Here is a 14,357-nt window from a genome sequence, read left to right on the forward strand (position 1 = left end):
CTCCTGCTTTCTTGGCGGTGCTCCGCCCGTGGGGGCGAAGCGGTAATCGTAAGTGAAACGAATCTCTGGGTGGAAGGCTCAGCTGACGGTGATGCGCAGCCGTTTGCGGGTGTCGGCGATGACGGAGGCCAGGCCGGTGCCAGCCAGCCAGGCCCCGACGATGTCCAGCCCCTGGTGGGTGGCGGCGAGTTCGCGGATCAGGGCAACGCGCTTGGCATGGCCGGTGGTGGCGAAGGGCAGCGCTCCGGAATAGCGCACCACGTCGAAGCCCAGGATGTCCCCGGCGGTGATCTCGATTCCCAGCAGCACCGAGGCGTCCTTCAGCGCCGCGTTGCGCAGCGAGGAGTCATCGGCGTTCACCAGGGCGGAGGCCACGTCGTTGAGTCGTCCGTAGGACAGGCGCAGCACATGGGAGCCGGGGCCCGATTCGTCCCCGAGCCAGTGCCACTTGGCGGTGGCGTGGGTCAGCGCCTTGGCCCCGACGTCATCGACGGTGGGGGCCACCAGCAGTCCGGTGCCGCGCGGGGCGTCGTCGAGTTCGGGCTTGTCGACCACCAGGGTGACCAGGGAAATGCCGGCACCCGGAGCCGGGCGGTGCTCGGCGAACCCGGCGTCGATGCCGCGCAAAAGATCGACGGCGGTTTCGCCGCCGGTGGCCATGACGAGGCGGTCGGCAAGCACTTCGCGCCGCTGTCCGGCCCCGGCGGCCCCGGCCCCGGCCTCGTGGGCCTGGCGCTCGTGGCGTTCGTGCCGCGATTCCTTTTCGTGCTTGGCGTCCTTGGCCGCGGAGGCGGCGGCGGCCCGCGGGGCCAGCTCAATGCGGAAGCCGGTGCCCCCGGCGCCCGGCGCGATGCCTGCCACCGGGCTGTTGGCGTGCAGCTGGACGCCCGCGGCCTGGAGGTCGGCGACCAGCGCCGCGGCGAGGCGGTTCATGCCCCCGGAGACGGATGCGACGGCGGATCCGGCAGGGGCCGCTGCACGCATGGCTGCGACGGCGCGGGCCAGCGAGCCGTGTTTGTGCACGGCCGCGCGCAGCCCCGGCGCGATGGCGTCCACGTCAAGGGTGTCGGGGTCCGCCGAGTGCACCCCGGAGACCACGGGGGTCACCAGGTTCTCCAGCACCGCCGAGCCCATGCGGGAGCGGACCAGGGCGCCGAGGGACATGTCGCCCTCGAGGATCTTCTTGGAGACCGGGGTGATCAAGTCGGCGGCGGCACGCAGCGCGCCGGCACGGCCCACGGCGCGGCGCACCTCCTCGGCCCACGGGTCCCCGGGGATGCCCAGGATGCCGGTGGCGGGAAGCGGCAGGACCACGTTCTCCGCCCCGCGCTTGAGGTAGAGCCAGGCTCCCCCGGGTTCGGGCGTGACGATGTCATCACCCAGGCCCAGTTCGCCCAGCAGGTCGGCGACGGCGGTGGAGCGGGTGGCGAAGGATTCGGCGCCGGCATCCAGTGCCAGCCCGGCGACCTCGTGGAGTCCCACGCAGCCGCCGAAGACGGGTCCTGCCTCGTGCAGCTGGACGCGGTGGCCGCTGGCCGCCAGTTCCCGGGCGGCCACCAGCCCGGAGATCCCGCCGCCGACGACCACTGCCAACGGGGCGTCGGGAACACTTGGTGCCGGTGGGTGGGCCTCGGTGCCGCGGGCCCGGTTCAGCAGGCGCAGGGCGTGGGCAGCCGCAGTGGAGGCGACCTGGGTGGGCCTGGCCTTGGCGGGCGCCTGCCCTGCGGCGGGCGCCTGCCCTGCGGCGGGCGCCTGGTCGCCGTCGACATCCCGGCCGGATACTTTCGCCGGCGTCCCGGCGTCGGCCGGTTCCTGGCGCACGCGCCCGTGGCTGGTTGCGCCGACCTCGTCGGCCGAGCCGCTGCGGGGCTGCTCTGGGACGTTTGGCACCATCAACTCTTTTCCGGGAAAACGAAGGTGTAACTGACGGGTCCGGGGTGCGCTGCGCGTGGCCTTCGCGCGGAGGCCCGCGCACCGCACCCCGGCGGTACTGCTGGTGGTTCTAGCTTAACGCCCTGCCACCGGGATCGAGTGAATCAGCTCGACCACGCGGGTGAGGGTCTCCGGGTTGGTTTCCGGCGGCACGCCGTGGCCCAGGTTCGCCACGTGCGCCGGCGCGGTGTCGCCGGCGGCCAGCACCTCGCGCACGTGGGCCTCGAGGACCTCCCACGGTGCGGTCAACAGGGCCGGGTCGATGTTGCCCTGCAGCGGGATGTCCCCGCCCAGGCGGCGGTTGGCCTCGTCCAGCGGCAGGCGGTAGTCAACGCCCATGACGTCGACGCCCACGTTGCGCATCGCGCCGAGCAGTTCGGAGGTGCCGGTGCCGAAGTGCACCAGCGGGACGCCGGTGTCGCGCACGAGGTCCAGGGCACGCGCCGAGGCGGGTGCCACGAAGTTGGTGTAGTCCCCCAGCGAGAGCGACCCGGCCCAGGAGTCGAAGAGTTGTCCGGCGGAGGCGCCGGCCTCAATCTGGGCGCGCAGGAACGCGCCGGAAGCATCGGCTGCCCAGTTGGCCAGTTCCTCCCAGACGCCGGGCTGCGCGTGCATCATGGTGCGCGGGCCCATGTGGTCGCGGGACGGGCGTCCCTCCACCATGTAGGCGGCCACCGTGAACGGGGCGCCGGCGAAACCGATCAGCGGGGTGTTGCCCAGTTGCTCCACGGTCATCGCGACGGCCTCGCGGATCGGGTCCAGGGCCGCGTCGTCCATCTTGGGCAGCGCGCGCACATCGGCCGCGGTGCGCACCGGGGCGCCCAGCACCGGGCCGACGCCCGGAACGATGTCCACGTCGATGCCGGCGAGCTTAAGCGGGATGACGATGTCGGAGAAGAAGATCCCGGCATCCACGTCGTGGCGGCGCACCGGCTGCAAGGTGATTTCGGAGGCCATGTCCGGACGCAAGCACGATTCGAGCATCTCGGTGCCCTCGCGCAGCTTGCGGTATTCGGGCAGCGAACGGCCTGCCTGGCGCATGAACCACACGGGTCTGCGGCTGGGCTTCTGGCCGCGGTAGGCGGAAATCAACGGGGAATTGGCGGTACGACCGTCCATCAGCGGGTGGTTCTGGCTCAACGTCATGGCATTGATTCTGCCAACATGTTGCGCCGAATCGTAATCCGCACGCCCCCAGCGAACACGCACCATGATTTGGGGGGAAAAAACCGGTACGAAACCAGTGCCTCACGGCACATAACGGGGCTATCATGGGGAAACCGATTCATTGGGGAAGCGGTACTTGGGGGAACTGTTCATTGGGGACGCTGTTGATTCAGCCTGGGGGATGGTCGAACCTGTCACATGCGATGCTCTACGTGACGTAGAAGCGCTATGATTGGACACACTGTGGTTTTACTATCTCTCGTTGCCTCTCATTCAGACATCGACCTCGAGACCGTGGCAAAGATTAGTGCCGACGCCTCCCAGGTCGCTTCCGTCGTGCTCGCTTCGGCGAGCCCGGTTGCCGGCGCCATCACCCTGGCCACCTGCAACCGCTACGAAATCTACTGCGAAGTCCCGCAGTCCGAGGACGTGGCCGCCGCCCGGTCGGAGGTGATCTCCCAGATCGCTGCCAGCACCGGGCTCAGCCAGGATGTCATTTCCACCGCGCTGGTCTCCAAGACCGAGACCGAGGTCATCGAGCATCTCTTCTCCGTCGGCGCGGGACTCGACTCCGCCGTCATCGGCGAACGCGAGATCGCCGGACAGGTGCGCCGTGCGCTCAATGAGGCGCAGGCAGCGGGAACCGCGACCGGTTCGCTGGTGCGACTCTTCCAGGCCGCCTCGCGCACCGCCAAGGACGTCGGATCGCGCACCTCCCTGGGTTCGCGCGGCCTCTCCGTCGTGTCGGTCGCCCTGGAGCTGGCCACAGACCTGAGCCGCGACCCCGACTGGTCCACCAAGAACGTCGTGATCTTCGGGACCGGCGCCTACGCCGGGGCCACCCTGTCGCTGCTGCGCGAACGCGCGGCCCACCACGTCTCGGTGTTTTCCGCCTCCGGTCGCGCCGAGGCCTTCGTCGCCAAACGCGGCGGAACCGCCCTTGACGAGTCCACCCTCGAGGCTGCCCTCGAGCAGGCCGATGTCATCATCGGCTGCAGCGGCTCGGACCACCGCCTGATGGCAGCGGACATCGCCGCCCTGGAGCGGGGCACCCGCCCGTTGGTAGCCATCGACCTGGCACTGACCCATGACTTCGACCCGGAACTCGGAGCCTTGGAGGGCGTGGACTTGATCAACCTCGAATCGGTGCGCATGGCAGCGCCCGAGGAGCAGGCCCAGTCGCTGCGCCAGGCCCGAAGCATCGTGCTCGATGCCTCCGAGGCCTTCGCCGCGGAACAGCGCGAGCGCGCCGCCGACGCCGCCATCGTCGCGCTGCGCAAGCACACCCAGCAGGTGCTCGAGACCGAGGTGGAGAAGGTCCGTGCCCAGCACGGCTGCACCGCCGCGGCCGAGGAAGTCGAATTCGCCATGCGCCGGATGATGCGCCAACTGCTGCACGTGCCCACGGTCCGTGCCCGCGAGCTGGCAGCAGCCGGACGCGCCGGGGACTACATCGAGGCCCTGCAGACGCTCTACGGCCTCGAGGTCGAGTCGCCGAGCGCACCGTCGGTGAAGAACGACTCGCGCTGCCCGGTCACCGGGTCCGCGGCGGACGACGCCGCCCCCGCCCCCGCCGCCGAGGCCCGGACCCCGGACCTCGTGCAGCTGAGCCGGGCCGTCTAGAGCCCCGGACAACGCGCGAAGGCGCCGCCGACAAGCCCCCTGAGGATTGCCGACGGCGCCTTTTTCGTGCCCGCCGTTTCCCTTAGACGGCCGCCGGGCTCAATAGCTCGGCAGGCTCGGATCCACGTCGCTGATCCAGTCCATGATGCCGCCGGCGACGTGGCGCACCCGGGTGTAGTCGTTGCGCAGCAGGTAGCGCATGACTTCGGAGGAACGTCCGCCCGACTTGCAGTGCAGGATCAGTTCCTTGTCGCGCGGCAATTCGATCTCTCCGGCCAGGACCGCCCCGCGCGGTGCCAGGATGGCACCGGGGATCGACACGATCTCCGCCTCCCCGCGCTCGCGTACGTCGATGAGCAGGAAGTCTTCCTTCCCTAGGGCGCGCGCCTCCAAGAGCCCCGCCAGCCCGGAGGCCGTGATGCTGTGCGCCGCGGTGAGCCGCAGCCCGTCCGCGTCCAGCGTCGGGGTGGAACAGAAGTCGTCGTAGCTGGCCAGCAGCTCGGTGATCGGTTCAACCTGTGGGTCCGGGCGCAGCGAGACCTCGCGCCAGGTCATGTCCAGGGAATCCAGGATCAGCAGCCTACCCAGCAGCGTGCGGCCCACCCCGGTGATGAGCTTGATGGCCTCGGCCACCATGACGGAGCCGACCTGCGAGCACAGCACCCCGAAGACCCCGCCCTCGGAGCAGGAGGGCACGGTGCCCGGCGGCGGCGGTGTCGGGTACAGGTCGCGGTAGTTCGGCCCGTACTCGTCCCAGAAAACCGATACCTGCCCGTCGAAGCGCAGGATCGAACCCCAAACGTACGGCTTGCCGGCGAGCGCCGCTGCGTCATTGACCAGGTAGCGGGTGGCGAAGTTGTCGGTGCCGTCCAGGATCACGTCGTATTGGCCGAAGAGCTCCACGGCGTTGGCGGTGTCCAGCCGCTGGTTGTGCAGCTTCACGGCGACCAGCGGGTTCAACTCGCGGATGCGCCTGGCCGCGGATTCGGTCTTCAGCTCCCCCACGGCTGCCGTGGAGTGGATGACCTGGCGCTGCAGGTTGCTCAGGTCCACCACGTCGTCGTCGATGATGCCCAGGGTCCCCACGCCCGCCGCGGCCAGGTAGAGCAGTGCCGGGGAGCCCAGTCCCCCGGCGCCGATGACCAGGACGCTCGCGTTCTTGAGCCGGCGTTGCCCGGCCATCCCGATCTCCGGGATGATGATTTGGCGCGAATAGCGCATCAGCTCCTCGGGCAGGAGCTCGTCCCCGGGCGCCACGAGGGCCGGGGGCCTGCCCGTGGAGTCGTTCCGGTTCCGGGTTCGGGTCTCGCTGCTGGAATCCATGTATTCACCATAGTCTTGTGCGGCACGATGCGTCAGGTCCGGGATCCGTCGTTACCCAAGAGTAGACTTGTGCGAAATGTCGCCCGGTGCCGCCGGGCGGCCAGCTTTCGCGAAAGGGCCGACGTGACCATACCCCCCAGCCTCGGCGATCGGCCCCCAAGGACCGCCCGGATGCCGCGTGCGGCCCGCCGCCGCCAGCTGCTTCAGGCGGCACACCAGGTCTTTGTCGCCCATGGTTTCCACGGGGCGTCGATGGACGAGATCGCCGAGGTTGCCGAGGTGTCCAAGCCGGTGCTCTACCAGCACTTCCCGGGCAAGCGGGAACTGTACGTCGCATTGCTGGATACGCACATGGACGAGTTCAGCTCCCTGCTGGAGGCCGCGATCAATTCCACCACCGACAACAAGCTGCGCGTCACCGCGACGATTCGCGCCTACTACGAGTACATCGCCCGCGATTCCCAGGGGTTCAGGCTCATCTTCGAGTCCGACCTGCTCAACGACCGGGAGATCGGCGGGCGCATCGAGGCGTTCAACGCCGAGTTCGCCGGTCGCATCGCCGATGTCATTGCCGAAGACACGAACCTCGCACCGGCCCAGGCCCTGCTCATGGGCCGCGCCATGGCCGGGATGGCACAGGTTTCGGCCCGTTACTGGGTTGACATGGCCGATGAGGTGCCCATGGAAGAGGCCAGTGATTTGGTGTCGCGTTTAGCTTGGCGCGGAATCGGTCGATTCCCCAAGGAATCCTGACGTAAATTCAACACTAGATGTTGGTCGGCGCCACCGGGCGCCGGCACATGCAACAAACCAGGAAGGCCACCATGGACGTTCGCATTGGAATTCAGAATGTTGCCCGCGAGATCGTAATCGAATCCGACGAGAACGCCGAGGAGTTGGCCAAGCGCGTGTCCGACGCCTTGGCATCGGGCGGGGAACTTCGCCTCACCGACTCCAAGGGCCGCCTCATGCTGGTCCCGGTTTCGGGCATCGCTTATGTGGAGATCGGTGTCGAGGAAGCTCGCCGCGTGGGCTTCGCCCACTAGGACACTTTCGTTCGATGACTCGAGGAGGACGGGCACCCGTCCTCCTCGAGTTGTTTAAGTCCGCGTTGCCCAAGCCTGCGCCGTCGCGGGCTTGGGCCCGGCCCCTTAGTCCAGGGCGGGTTGGTCCAGGGCGGGCGGTTGTTCCCCATCCGAGGTGCACAGGCAGACCCGGTTGCCGTCGGCATCGGTGTAGATGGTCCAGCTTGGCTCGTGCGTCCTGTCCCCCGTGCCGGCGCTCGCTTCCAGCTCCGCCTGGGCATGCTCCAGCCCGGAGCGGGAAATGTACTTGTCGATGTGCATGCGGTTGGGGTTCGGCGTTTCCGTTTCCTGGAACCAGATCCGCGGATTGCGTCCCGCGGGGTCGACCAGGTCCCCGTCGCGGCCCTTGCGGTAACCCATGACATCGATCCAGAAGTCCTCCAGCCGTGCCGGATCCCGGGTGTCGATGCCCAGGTGCACGTCTTGGTGGCGCTGCGGGGCCGCAACGGCGGCGGAGTCTGCGGCGGCGAATTCGAGCAGCGTGGCCAGGGCCACGTCGCGCAGGGTGATTTCGCTGCCCACATCGTGCGAGGTGGTGCTCAGGAAGATGGTGTTCCACCGCCAATCCACGTCGGGATGGTGCCCCTGGCGTTCGGCGGCCTCCGCCACGATGGCCAGGAAGTCCACGGCCTTGCGCGAATCCGGGAACTCCCACGCACACACCAGCGCGCCGTGGCGTTCGCGCCAGGACGGCAGTTCCTTCAGCGCCCTGGCGACCTCGTAGGTGCTCAGCACACGGGTGGGTGAGTTCTTGTCCAGGTCCATGGTTCTCCTCGTTTCTCTCGGTTCCGTGGTGGCGATCGCCGGTACGCCTCAGGCGGTCATGCCCAGTTGGCGCATGCGCCGCGAATGGTTCTCCACCAGCCGGGCAAAAAGCGCCGTCATTTCCTGACCGCGGTCGTTGCGGCCCTCGGCCTGCAAGGCACCCCAGAAGTCGTAGGTCTCGCCGATCTCGCGGGCCTGGGTCAACGCCTCCCCCAGCAACCGACGACCCCACAGGGCCAGGCGCGAGGCGCGCTCGGGATGGTCCGCGATGGCCAGCTGCAGCCGCTCGCGCAGCCAGTCGGTGATTCCCTGCGCGGTCTTGACCTCTTCGACCAGGGAGCGGGCCGCCGGCTCCAGGCCCGAGGCTATCAGCGCATAGAAGTCGGCGGCGACCCCGTCGATCACATACGCCTTGGTCAGGGACTCGTACCAGTCCCCCGGCTTGGTCCGCCGGTGCATCTCATCCAGCGACGCCATGAACGGCTCGATGACTTCCTGCGGATCCAGGCCGCGATCGGCGATGAGTTCGCGCACCATCTCGAAATGCCCGAACTCGGTCACCGCAAAACGGCCCAGGGTTTCCCTGTCCACCAGTGTCGGCGACAGGCGCGCATCGGAGGACAGGTGTTCGAAGGACGTGAGTTCCTGGTACGCGATCAGCCCCAGCAGGGCCAGTTCCGCGTCTTCCGCAGCGGCGGCCGAACCAAAGGTCAAAGGTGATTTGGTCATGCCTTCAGCGTACTCGGGGCCCAACACGCGCGACACAACCGCGACCCGGCACCGGCGTGGTGGTTATGCTGTCGATGTGATCCACCAATCTATCGCCCTCACGCCCGAGGCACGAAGCACAGCACTTGCCCAGGCCCTTCAGGCACTGGAAACCGAGTTCGCCCTGCGCAGCGAGTTCCCGCCCGAGGTGCTCGCCGAGGCCCGGCGCGCCATCGCCGACTTCGAGCGCCCGGCCATCGACCGGCGCGAGATCGAACTGGTCACCATCGACCCGGCAACCTCCACCGACCTGGACCAGGCGGTGCACCTGGCCCGCAACGGCGACGGCTACATGGTGCACTATGCGATCGCCGACGTGCCCGGATTCGTCGCCCTGGGCGGCAGCCTCGATGCCGAGACCCGACTGCGGGGCCAGACGGTCTACCTGCCGCACCGACGGATCTCGCTGCACCCCGAGTCCATCAGCGAGGACGCTGGTTCGCTGCTGCCGGGCCAGGACCGCAGCGCCTACCTCTGGGCCTTCACCCTCGATGCCGGCGGCTCCGTCACCCACACCGCCCTGGAGCGGGCCATTGTCCGCAGCCGCGAAAAGCTCAACTATGTCGATGTCCAGGCTGCCCTTGACGACGGGACCGCCAGTGCGATGCTGCAGCTGCTGCGCGAGATCGGGCTCAAGCGCATCGAGTTGGAACGGGCCCGCGGCGGCGCGTCGCTGCGCATCCCCTCCCAGGAGGTCGAATGCGTCGACGGCACCTATGTCATCGTGGCCGACGCCCCGCTGCCGGTGGAGGACTGGAACGCCCAGATCTCGCTGATGACCGGGATGGAGGCCGCCCGCATCATGCTCCAGGCCAAGGTGGGCCTGTTGCGCACCATGCCGCCGCCGGCGGAAAAGGACATCAGGATCTTCCGGCTCCAGGCCAAGGCGCTGGGGACGGTCTGGGAGCCTGAGCAGCCCTATGGCGAGTTCCTGCGCTCCCTGGACCTGGCCGACCCGCGCCAGCTGGCCCTCATGCACCAGGCCACGAGCCTGTTCCGCGGTGCCACCTACACCGTGCTGGACGGCGAGGTGCCCGAGGACATTGTCCAGGCAGCCATCGCCGCGCCCTATGCGCACACCACCGCGCCGTTGCGCCGGCTCGTGGACCGCTTCGCGCTGCTCATCTGCTCCTACGCCGTCCACGGCCAGGAGGTTCCGGCCGGAGTGCGCGAGGTGCTGCCCCAGCTTCCGGACCTGATGAACACCTCGAACCGCATCGTCAACAACGTCGAACGCGCCGCCGTGGACACCGTGGAGGCCGCCTCGCTGGCCCACCGGGTGGGAGAACGCTTCGCGGCGGTGACGATCACCGGAACCGAGGATTCGGGCAACGGCAACCACCGCACCGGCGGCACCCTTCAGGTGAAGGACCCGGCTGTCATGGCGCGCTTTGAGGGGACGGCGGAGGCGGGGATGCAGGTCGAGGCCGAGCTGGTGCACGCGGACATGGCCAGCCGCAAGGTGCTCTTCCGGATCGTCGGCCCCTGAGAACTGCGCCGTGGCCCGGTGCGGCGGGTCCCCGGCGCAGCGGGCCACGGACGGCCCTGCAGCCCGGACCTCCGGGGGCAATACGCGGAATTGACCGGACTCACGATATGCTTGAACGGTATACAAGGATGCCCGGTCGCGTACCTTGAAAAGAATTCATGCGGGATTACCCAGCGACTTCCGCGCCCCACGTGGTCAGACCCACTTGACCACTAGCTAAGCCTGCGATCGGCTCCGCTGGAAGCACCTCTGATTGTGGTGGACCTCCGACCCCACTTCCCCGGCCTTGCCGGGGACGGTCGTCGAGCACCCCGGTCCCAGGCGCCTAAACGAATGAGACCCCCTGTGTCGAATACAGAACACCTGCTGACCGCCGACTCGGCGTCCGAGGCAGTGGACATCGAAGAATCCCTGTCCACGGATGAAACCCCGCACGAACTCCCCCAGCTGACCTTCGCCGACTTCGGCGTCCGCGCCGACATCGTCGAGTCCCTGACCGACGCCGGCATCCTGCACCCCTTCCCCATCCAGTCGATGACCCTCCCTGTCGCCCTGGGCGGACACGACATCATTGGCCAGGCCAAGACCGGCACCGGCAAGACCTTCGGCTTCGGCATCCCCGCGCTGCAGCGCGTGGTCGGCCCCACCGACGAGGGCTACGACAAGCTCCCGGCCCCCGGCGCCCCGCAGGCCCTGATCGTCGCCCCGACCCGCGAGCTTGCCGTGCAGGTCGCCGCCGACATCGAAAAGGCCTCGACCAAGCGCAACGCCCGCATCGCCACGATCTACGGCGGCCGTGCCTACGAGCCGCAGATCGAGCAGCTGAACAACGGCGTCGAGATCGTCGTGGGCACCCCCGGGCGCCTGATCGACCTGCACCGCCAGCGCCACCTGAACCTAAAGAACGTGCGCCTTGTGGTCCTCGACGAGGCCGACGAGATGCTGGACCTGGGCTTCCTGCCCGATGTCGAGACGCTGCTCGCCGCCACCCCGGCGACCCGCCAGACCATGCTCTTCTCGGCCACCATGCCCGGCCCGGTCATCGCCATGGCCCGCCGCTACATGACCAAGCCGACGCACATTCGCGCCGCTGACCCGGACGACGACTCGATCACCAAGAAGGACATCCGCCAGGTCGTCTACCGCGCCCACCAGTTGGACAAGGACGAGGTCGTGGCCCGCATCCTGCAGGCCGAGGGCCGCGGACGCACCATCATCTTCACCAAGACCAAGCGCTCGGCAGCCAAGCTGACCGACGAACTGATCGATCGCGGCTTCGCCGCCGGCGCCATGCACGGGGACCTGGGCCAGGGCGCCCGCGAGCAGGCACTGCGCGCCTTCCGCAACAACAAGGTCGACGTGCTGGTGGCCACCGACGTCGCGGCCCGCGGCATCGACGTCGACGACGTCACCCACGTGATCAACCTGCAGTGCCCGGAGGACGAGAAGACCTACTTGCACCGCGTCGGACGCACCGGCCGCGCCGGCAACAAGGGCACCGCGGTGACCTTCGTTGACTGGGAAGACGTCCCGCGCTGGGGCTTGATCAACAAGGCCCTGGGCCTGAACGTCACCGAACCGGTGGAAACCTACTCCTCCTCGGCCCACCTCTTCACCGACCTGCACATCCCGGCAGGGACCAAGGGCCGTCTGCCGCGCCACGCGCGCAAGCTTGAGGGCCTGGCCGGGGAGAAGCTCGAGGACCTGGGCGAGACCGGCAAGAAGAACTCCCCGCGTTCCTCCGACGGTGGACGTCGCTCGGAGCGCGGCGGCGAGCGCGGCGGCAACAGCTCGGAGCGCGGCGGACGCCACGGCCATTCCCGCGGCCGATCCGACCGCCCGGCCCGCGAGGGCGAACGCCACCGCGAGTCGGCCCCCGCCTCCGAGAACGCCGGCACCACCGAGTCTTCGGACCAGGGCGCACCGCAGGCCGAGCGCCCGGCACGCACCCGCCCCAACCGCAGCCGCACCCGCCGCCGCGAGGGCGAAGTCGTGAACCGCACCGACGCCGAGTAGATTGACGCCAAGCAACTAGATGACGTTGACCAGCATTCCCGACGGGCCCATCGCCGATCCTTCACCGGACGCCGATGGGCCCGCCGCGGCATCCCCCGTCCCCGCCTGGGATCCGGCGGGACCCAACCTGATCGTCCATGCCGAAAACGCGACGTTCCTGCCCACCCTGCCCGACGAGTCCTTCACCCTGATCTACGTCGATCCGCCGTTCAACACCGGCCGGACGCAAAAGCGCCAGGTCATGACGTCGGTCCGTGCTGCCGCCGGCGAGGGCGACCGCGTCGGCTTCCAGGGCCGGAGCTACTCCACCCTGCGCGGGGACCTGCACAGTTACGACGACGCGTTCGACGACTACTGGTCCTTCCTGGAACCGCGCCTGCGCGAGGCCTGGCGGCTGTTGGCCGACGACGGCACGCTGTATGTGCACCTCGACTACCGCGAGGTCCACTACGCCAAGGTCATGCTCGACTCGATCTTCGGGCGCGAGTCCTTCCTGAATGAGATCATCTGGGCCTACGACTACGGAGCACGGGCCAAGTCCCGCTGGCCGGCCAAGCACGACAACATCCTCGTGTATGTCAAGAACCCGAAGACGTACCACTTCGACAACGCCGAGGTCGACCGCGAGCCCTACATGGCCCCCGGCCTGGTCACCGCCGAAAAGCGCGAGCGCGGCAAGCTGCCCACCGATGTCTGGTGGCACACCATCGTCTCGCCGACTGGCAAGGAAAAGACCGGGTACCCGACGCAGAAGCCCGAGGGCATCCTGCGCCGGATCATCAACGCGAGTTCTCGCGAGGGTGACTGGGTCCTGGACTTCTTCGCGGGCTCCGGCACGACCGGTTCCGTCGCGCAGGCACTGGGCCGCCGCTTCGTCTGCGTGGACGAAAACCCCCAGTCGATCTCCGTGATGAGCAAACGCATCCCGAAGGCCACGCTGCTTCAGGTCCTGGAGGACTAACCTATCCACGCGGTCCTGCTGCTCGGTTCAGCTCCAATCGGCCGCAAACTGAAACTCTTACGGCATCAAGCCCCGTAACACCTCGAATTCCGAAGTGGTACGGGGCTTAGTGCTGTCCGCGAGTCATGACATCGACTGAGTTGGGTTCCTCAGCCTGTCCGGATGCGATCCTGGTCGGTCAGCACTCCAGTACGCATCAAACCTCGGTTTCGGTCGTCTGACACGCGCACCGATCCACCCTTGCCTTCCGACGTCCCGGGGCATCTGTCACTAGTCCAATCGCCACCCGAACAGGCACGAAGCCGATAGAACCCTGTGGAAAACGCTCCGAAACCCTCGCGAACGGGCTAGGCTGTCTGCTAATTGACTCCGACCGAATCGTAGGCCTCAGGCATGTTTACGAAAACCAAGCAAGTCATCGTCGCTTTCTCCTCGGGTGCACTACTGCTGGCAGCAGCGGGATGCACAGGTAATGCCGTCCCCGCCGAGCCCACGAGCTCGTCCTCAGTTTCCACTGCCACGGCAACGAGTTCGTCTCCGACGCCATCACCGAGTCCCACAGCGAAACCAACGCCCAAGCCCATTCCCGCCAGCTCCAAGGGGCCAGCGAAGAACTGGCCTCTTCCCAAGATGCCCGAGGCTGCAAAGGAAAATTCCAAGGAAGGCATCGTTGCCTTCACGGAGCACTATTTCGAGCTGGTCGATTACGCGGTTCTTACCTATGACACGAAGCCACTCAAACTTGTCACTGAACGCACCTGCTACCTCTGTGCGACACAGATAATTGACCCAGCAGATGGAAACCGCGGGCGTGGCGGTTGGCATGCTGGCGGAAGAACAGATGTGTCCGTAACGTTCGCCCGGAACACCAAAGGAAATTCCGTATCCGGATTCACGTTTCTTCGTGAGAGAACCCTGGTGTACTCGGCAAATGGAGAGCTCCAAAGTACGATCCCGGCTATAACTTCTCCCAGAGCTGGAACTTTCAATCTGGTATTTAATAATGGGTGGTCTGTGGTGGACGTCGAGTTCATCGACCCAGACGGAAAGTAGCCATAATGTTGCGGCTAACCTCCGTGATTCTAAGCATTTCAGCATCCGCTTTGCTACTAGCCTGTCTCCAGATACCTACGGCGATCGCCGCAGACCTTGGACTAGGAACTATTGCGGATCCAGCATGCGAATCGGAAATGTCATTCGGAGGGGACAGCGCGCATACGCATGAAGA

The 14,357-nt window shown here is 67.4% G+C and carries 12 protein-coding genes; 7 read left to right on the forward strand and 5 right to left on the reverse strand.

Going from position 1 to position 14,357, the window contains the following annotated elements; translation table 11 throughout:
• Positions 1-78: 78 nt before the first annotated feature.
• Both ABD687_RS05690 and hemE read right to left on the reverse strand, forming a co-directional pair.
• Positions 79-1,890, reverse strand: coding sequence for a protoporphyrinogen/coproporphyrinogen oxidase (locus ABD687_RS05690; protein ID WP_310292874.1), 1,812 nt, complete (start codon positions 1,888-1,890; stop codon positions 79-81).
• A 117-nt stretch (positions 1,891-2,007) separates the two neighbouring features.
• On the reverse strand, positions 2,008-3,078 hold the full coding sequence (gene hemE / locus ABD687_RS05695) for a uroporphyrinogen decarboxylase (protein ID WP_264270953.1): 1,071 nt from the start codon (positions 3,076-3,078) through the stop codon (positions 2,008-2,010).
• Positions 3,079-3,342: 264 nt separating this feature from the next.
• On the opposite strand from hemE, the gene ABD687_RS05700 reads away from it, so the two are divergent.
• Positions 3,343-4,722 (forward strand): glutamyl-tRNA reductase, encoded by a 1,380-nt coding sequence (locus ABD687_RS05700; protein WP_310293522.1) that lies wholly within the window; start codon positions 3,343-3,345, stop codon positions 4,720-4,722.
• A 99-nt stretch (positions 4,723-4,821) separates the two neighbouring features.
• Here the strand turns inward: ABD687_RS05700 and moeB are convergent, their stop codons facing one another.
• Positions 4,822-6,045, reverse strand: a complete 1,224-nt coding sequence (gene moeB, locus ABD687_RS05705) for a molybdopterin-synthase adenylyltransferase MoeB (RefSeq protein ID WP_377700309.1) — start codon at positions 6,043-6,045, stop codon at positions 4,822-4,824.
• A gap of 171 nt (positions 6,046-6,216) precedes the next feature.
• Between moeB and ABD687_RS05710 the strand changes: the two genes are divergently transcribed.
• Positions 6,217-6,798 (forward strand): TetR/AcrR family transcriptional regulator, encoded by a 582-nt coding sequence (locus ABD687_RS05710; RefSeq protein WP_264270951.1) that lies wholly within the window; start codon positions 6,217-6,219, stop codon positions 6,796-6,798.
• A gap of 71 nt (positions 6,799-6,869) precedes the next feature.
• Positions 6,870-7,091, forward strand: a complete 222-nt coding sequence (locus ABD687_RS05715) for a DUF3107 domain-containing protein (protein WP_264270950.1) — start codon at positions 6,870-6,872, stop codon at positions 7,089-7,091.
• Positions 7,092-7,196: 105 nt separating this feature from the next.
• On the opposite strand, the gene ABD687_RS05720 is transcribed toward ABD687_RS05715, so the two are convergent.
• Together ABD687_RS05720 and ABD687_RS05725 are read right to left on the reverse strand one after the other, a co-directional pair.
• On the reverse strand, positions 7,197-7,895 hold the full coding sequence (locus ABD687_RS05720) for a 4a-hydroxytetrahydrobiopterin dehydratase (RefSeq protein ID WP_302265570.1): 699 nt from the start codon (positions 7,893-7,895) through the stop codon (positions 7,197-7,199).
• Positions 7,896-7,943: 48 nt separating this feature from the next.
• On the reverse strand, positions 7,944-8,624 hold the full coding sequence (locus ABD687_RS05725; RefSeq protein WP_302265567.1) for a ferritin-like fold-containing protein: 681 nt from the start codon (positions 8,622-8,624) through the stop codon (positions 7,944-7,946).
• A 76-nt stretch (positions 8,625-8,700) separates the two neighbouring features.
• Between ABD687_RS05725 and ABD687_RS05730 the strand changes: the two genes are divergently transcribed.
• From ABD687_RS05730 to ABD687_RS05745, 4 genes are all read left to right on the forward strand, one after another.
• Positions 8,701-10,152, forward strand: a complete 1,452-nt coding sequence (locus tag ABD687_RS05730; protein ID WP_302265563.1) for a ribonuclease catalytic domain-containing protein — start codon at positions 8,701-8,703, stop codon at positions 10,150-10,152.
• A gap of 333 nt (positions 10,153-10,485) precedes the next feature.
• Entirely contained in the window at positions 10,486-12,168 is a 1,683-nt protein-coding gene (locus tag ABD687_RS05735; protein WP_344760970.1) for a DEAD/DEAH box helicase, read from the forward strand.
• A gap of 19 nt (positions 12,169-12,187) precedes the next feature.
• Positions 12,188-13,129, forward strand: coding sequence for a DNA-methyltransferase (locus ABD687_RS05740; RefSeq protein WP_264270945.1), 942 nt, complete (start codon positions 12,188-12,190; stop codon positions 13,127-13,129).
• 393 nt (positions 13,130-13,522) lie between these two features.
• Positions 13,523-14,182 carry a DUF6318 family protein gene (locus tag ABD687_RS05745; RefSeq protein WP_310292865.1) on the forward strand — a complete coding sequence of 220 codons (660 nt, stop codon included), beginning with the start codon at positions 13,523-13,525 and terminating at the stop codon, positions 14,180-14,182.
• Positions 14,183-14,357: the final 175 nt, after the last annotated feature.

The sequence above is a fragment of the Paeniglutamicibacter sulfureus genome (assembly GCF_039535115.1).
Classification (GTDB): Bacteria; Actinomycetota; Actinomycetes; order Actinomycetales; family Micrococcaceae; genus Paeniglutamicibacter; species Paeniglutamicibacter sulfureus.

Coding starts and splice junctions, on each gene's coding strand:
- hemE (WP_264270953.1), bottom strand. CDS start 3,078: ATGACGTTGAGCCAGAACCACCCGCTGATGGACGGTCGTACCGCCAAT.
- moeB (WP_377700309.1), bottom strand. CDS start 6,045: ATGGATTCCAGCAGCGAGACCCGAACCCGGAACCGGAACGACTCCACG.
- ABD687_RS05710 (WP_264270951.1), top strand. CDS start 6,217: ATGCCGCGTGCGGCCCGCCGCCGCCAGCTGCTTCAGGCGGCACACCAG.
- ABD687_RS05715 (WP_264270950.1), top strand. CDS start 6,870: ATGGACGTTCGCATTGGAATTCAGAATGTTGCCCGCGAGATCGTAATC.
- ABD687_RS05720 (WP_302265570.1), bottom strand. CDS start 7,895: ATGGACCTGGACAAGAACTCACCCACCCGTGTGCTGAGCACCTACGAG.
- ABD687_RS05725 (WP_302265567.1), bottom strand. CDS start 8,624: ATGACCAAATCACCTTTGACCTTTGGTTCGGCCGCCGCTGCGGAAGAC.
- ABD687_RS05735 (WP_344760970.1), top strand. CDS start 10,486: ATGAGACCCCCTGTGTCGAATACAGAACACCTGCTGACCGCCGACTCG.
- ABD687_RS05740 (WP_264270945.1), top strand. CDS start 12,188: ATGACGTTGACCAGCATTCCCGACGGGCCCATCGCCGATCCTTCACCG.
- ABD687_RS05745 (WP_310292865.1), top strand. CDS start 13,523: ATGTTTACGAAAACCAAGCAAGTCATCGTCGCTTTCTCCTCGGGTGCA.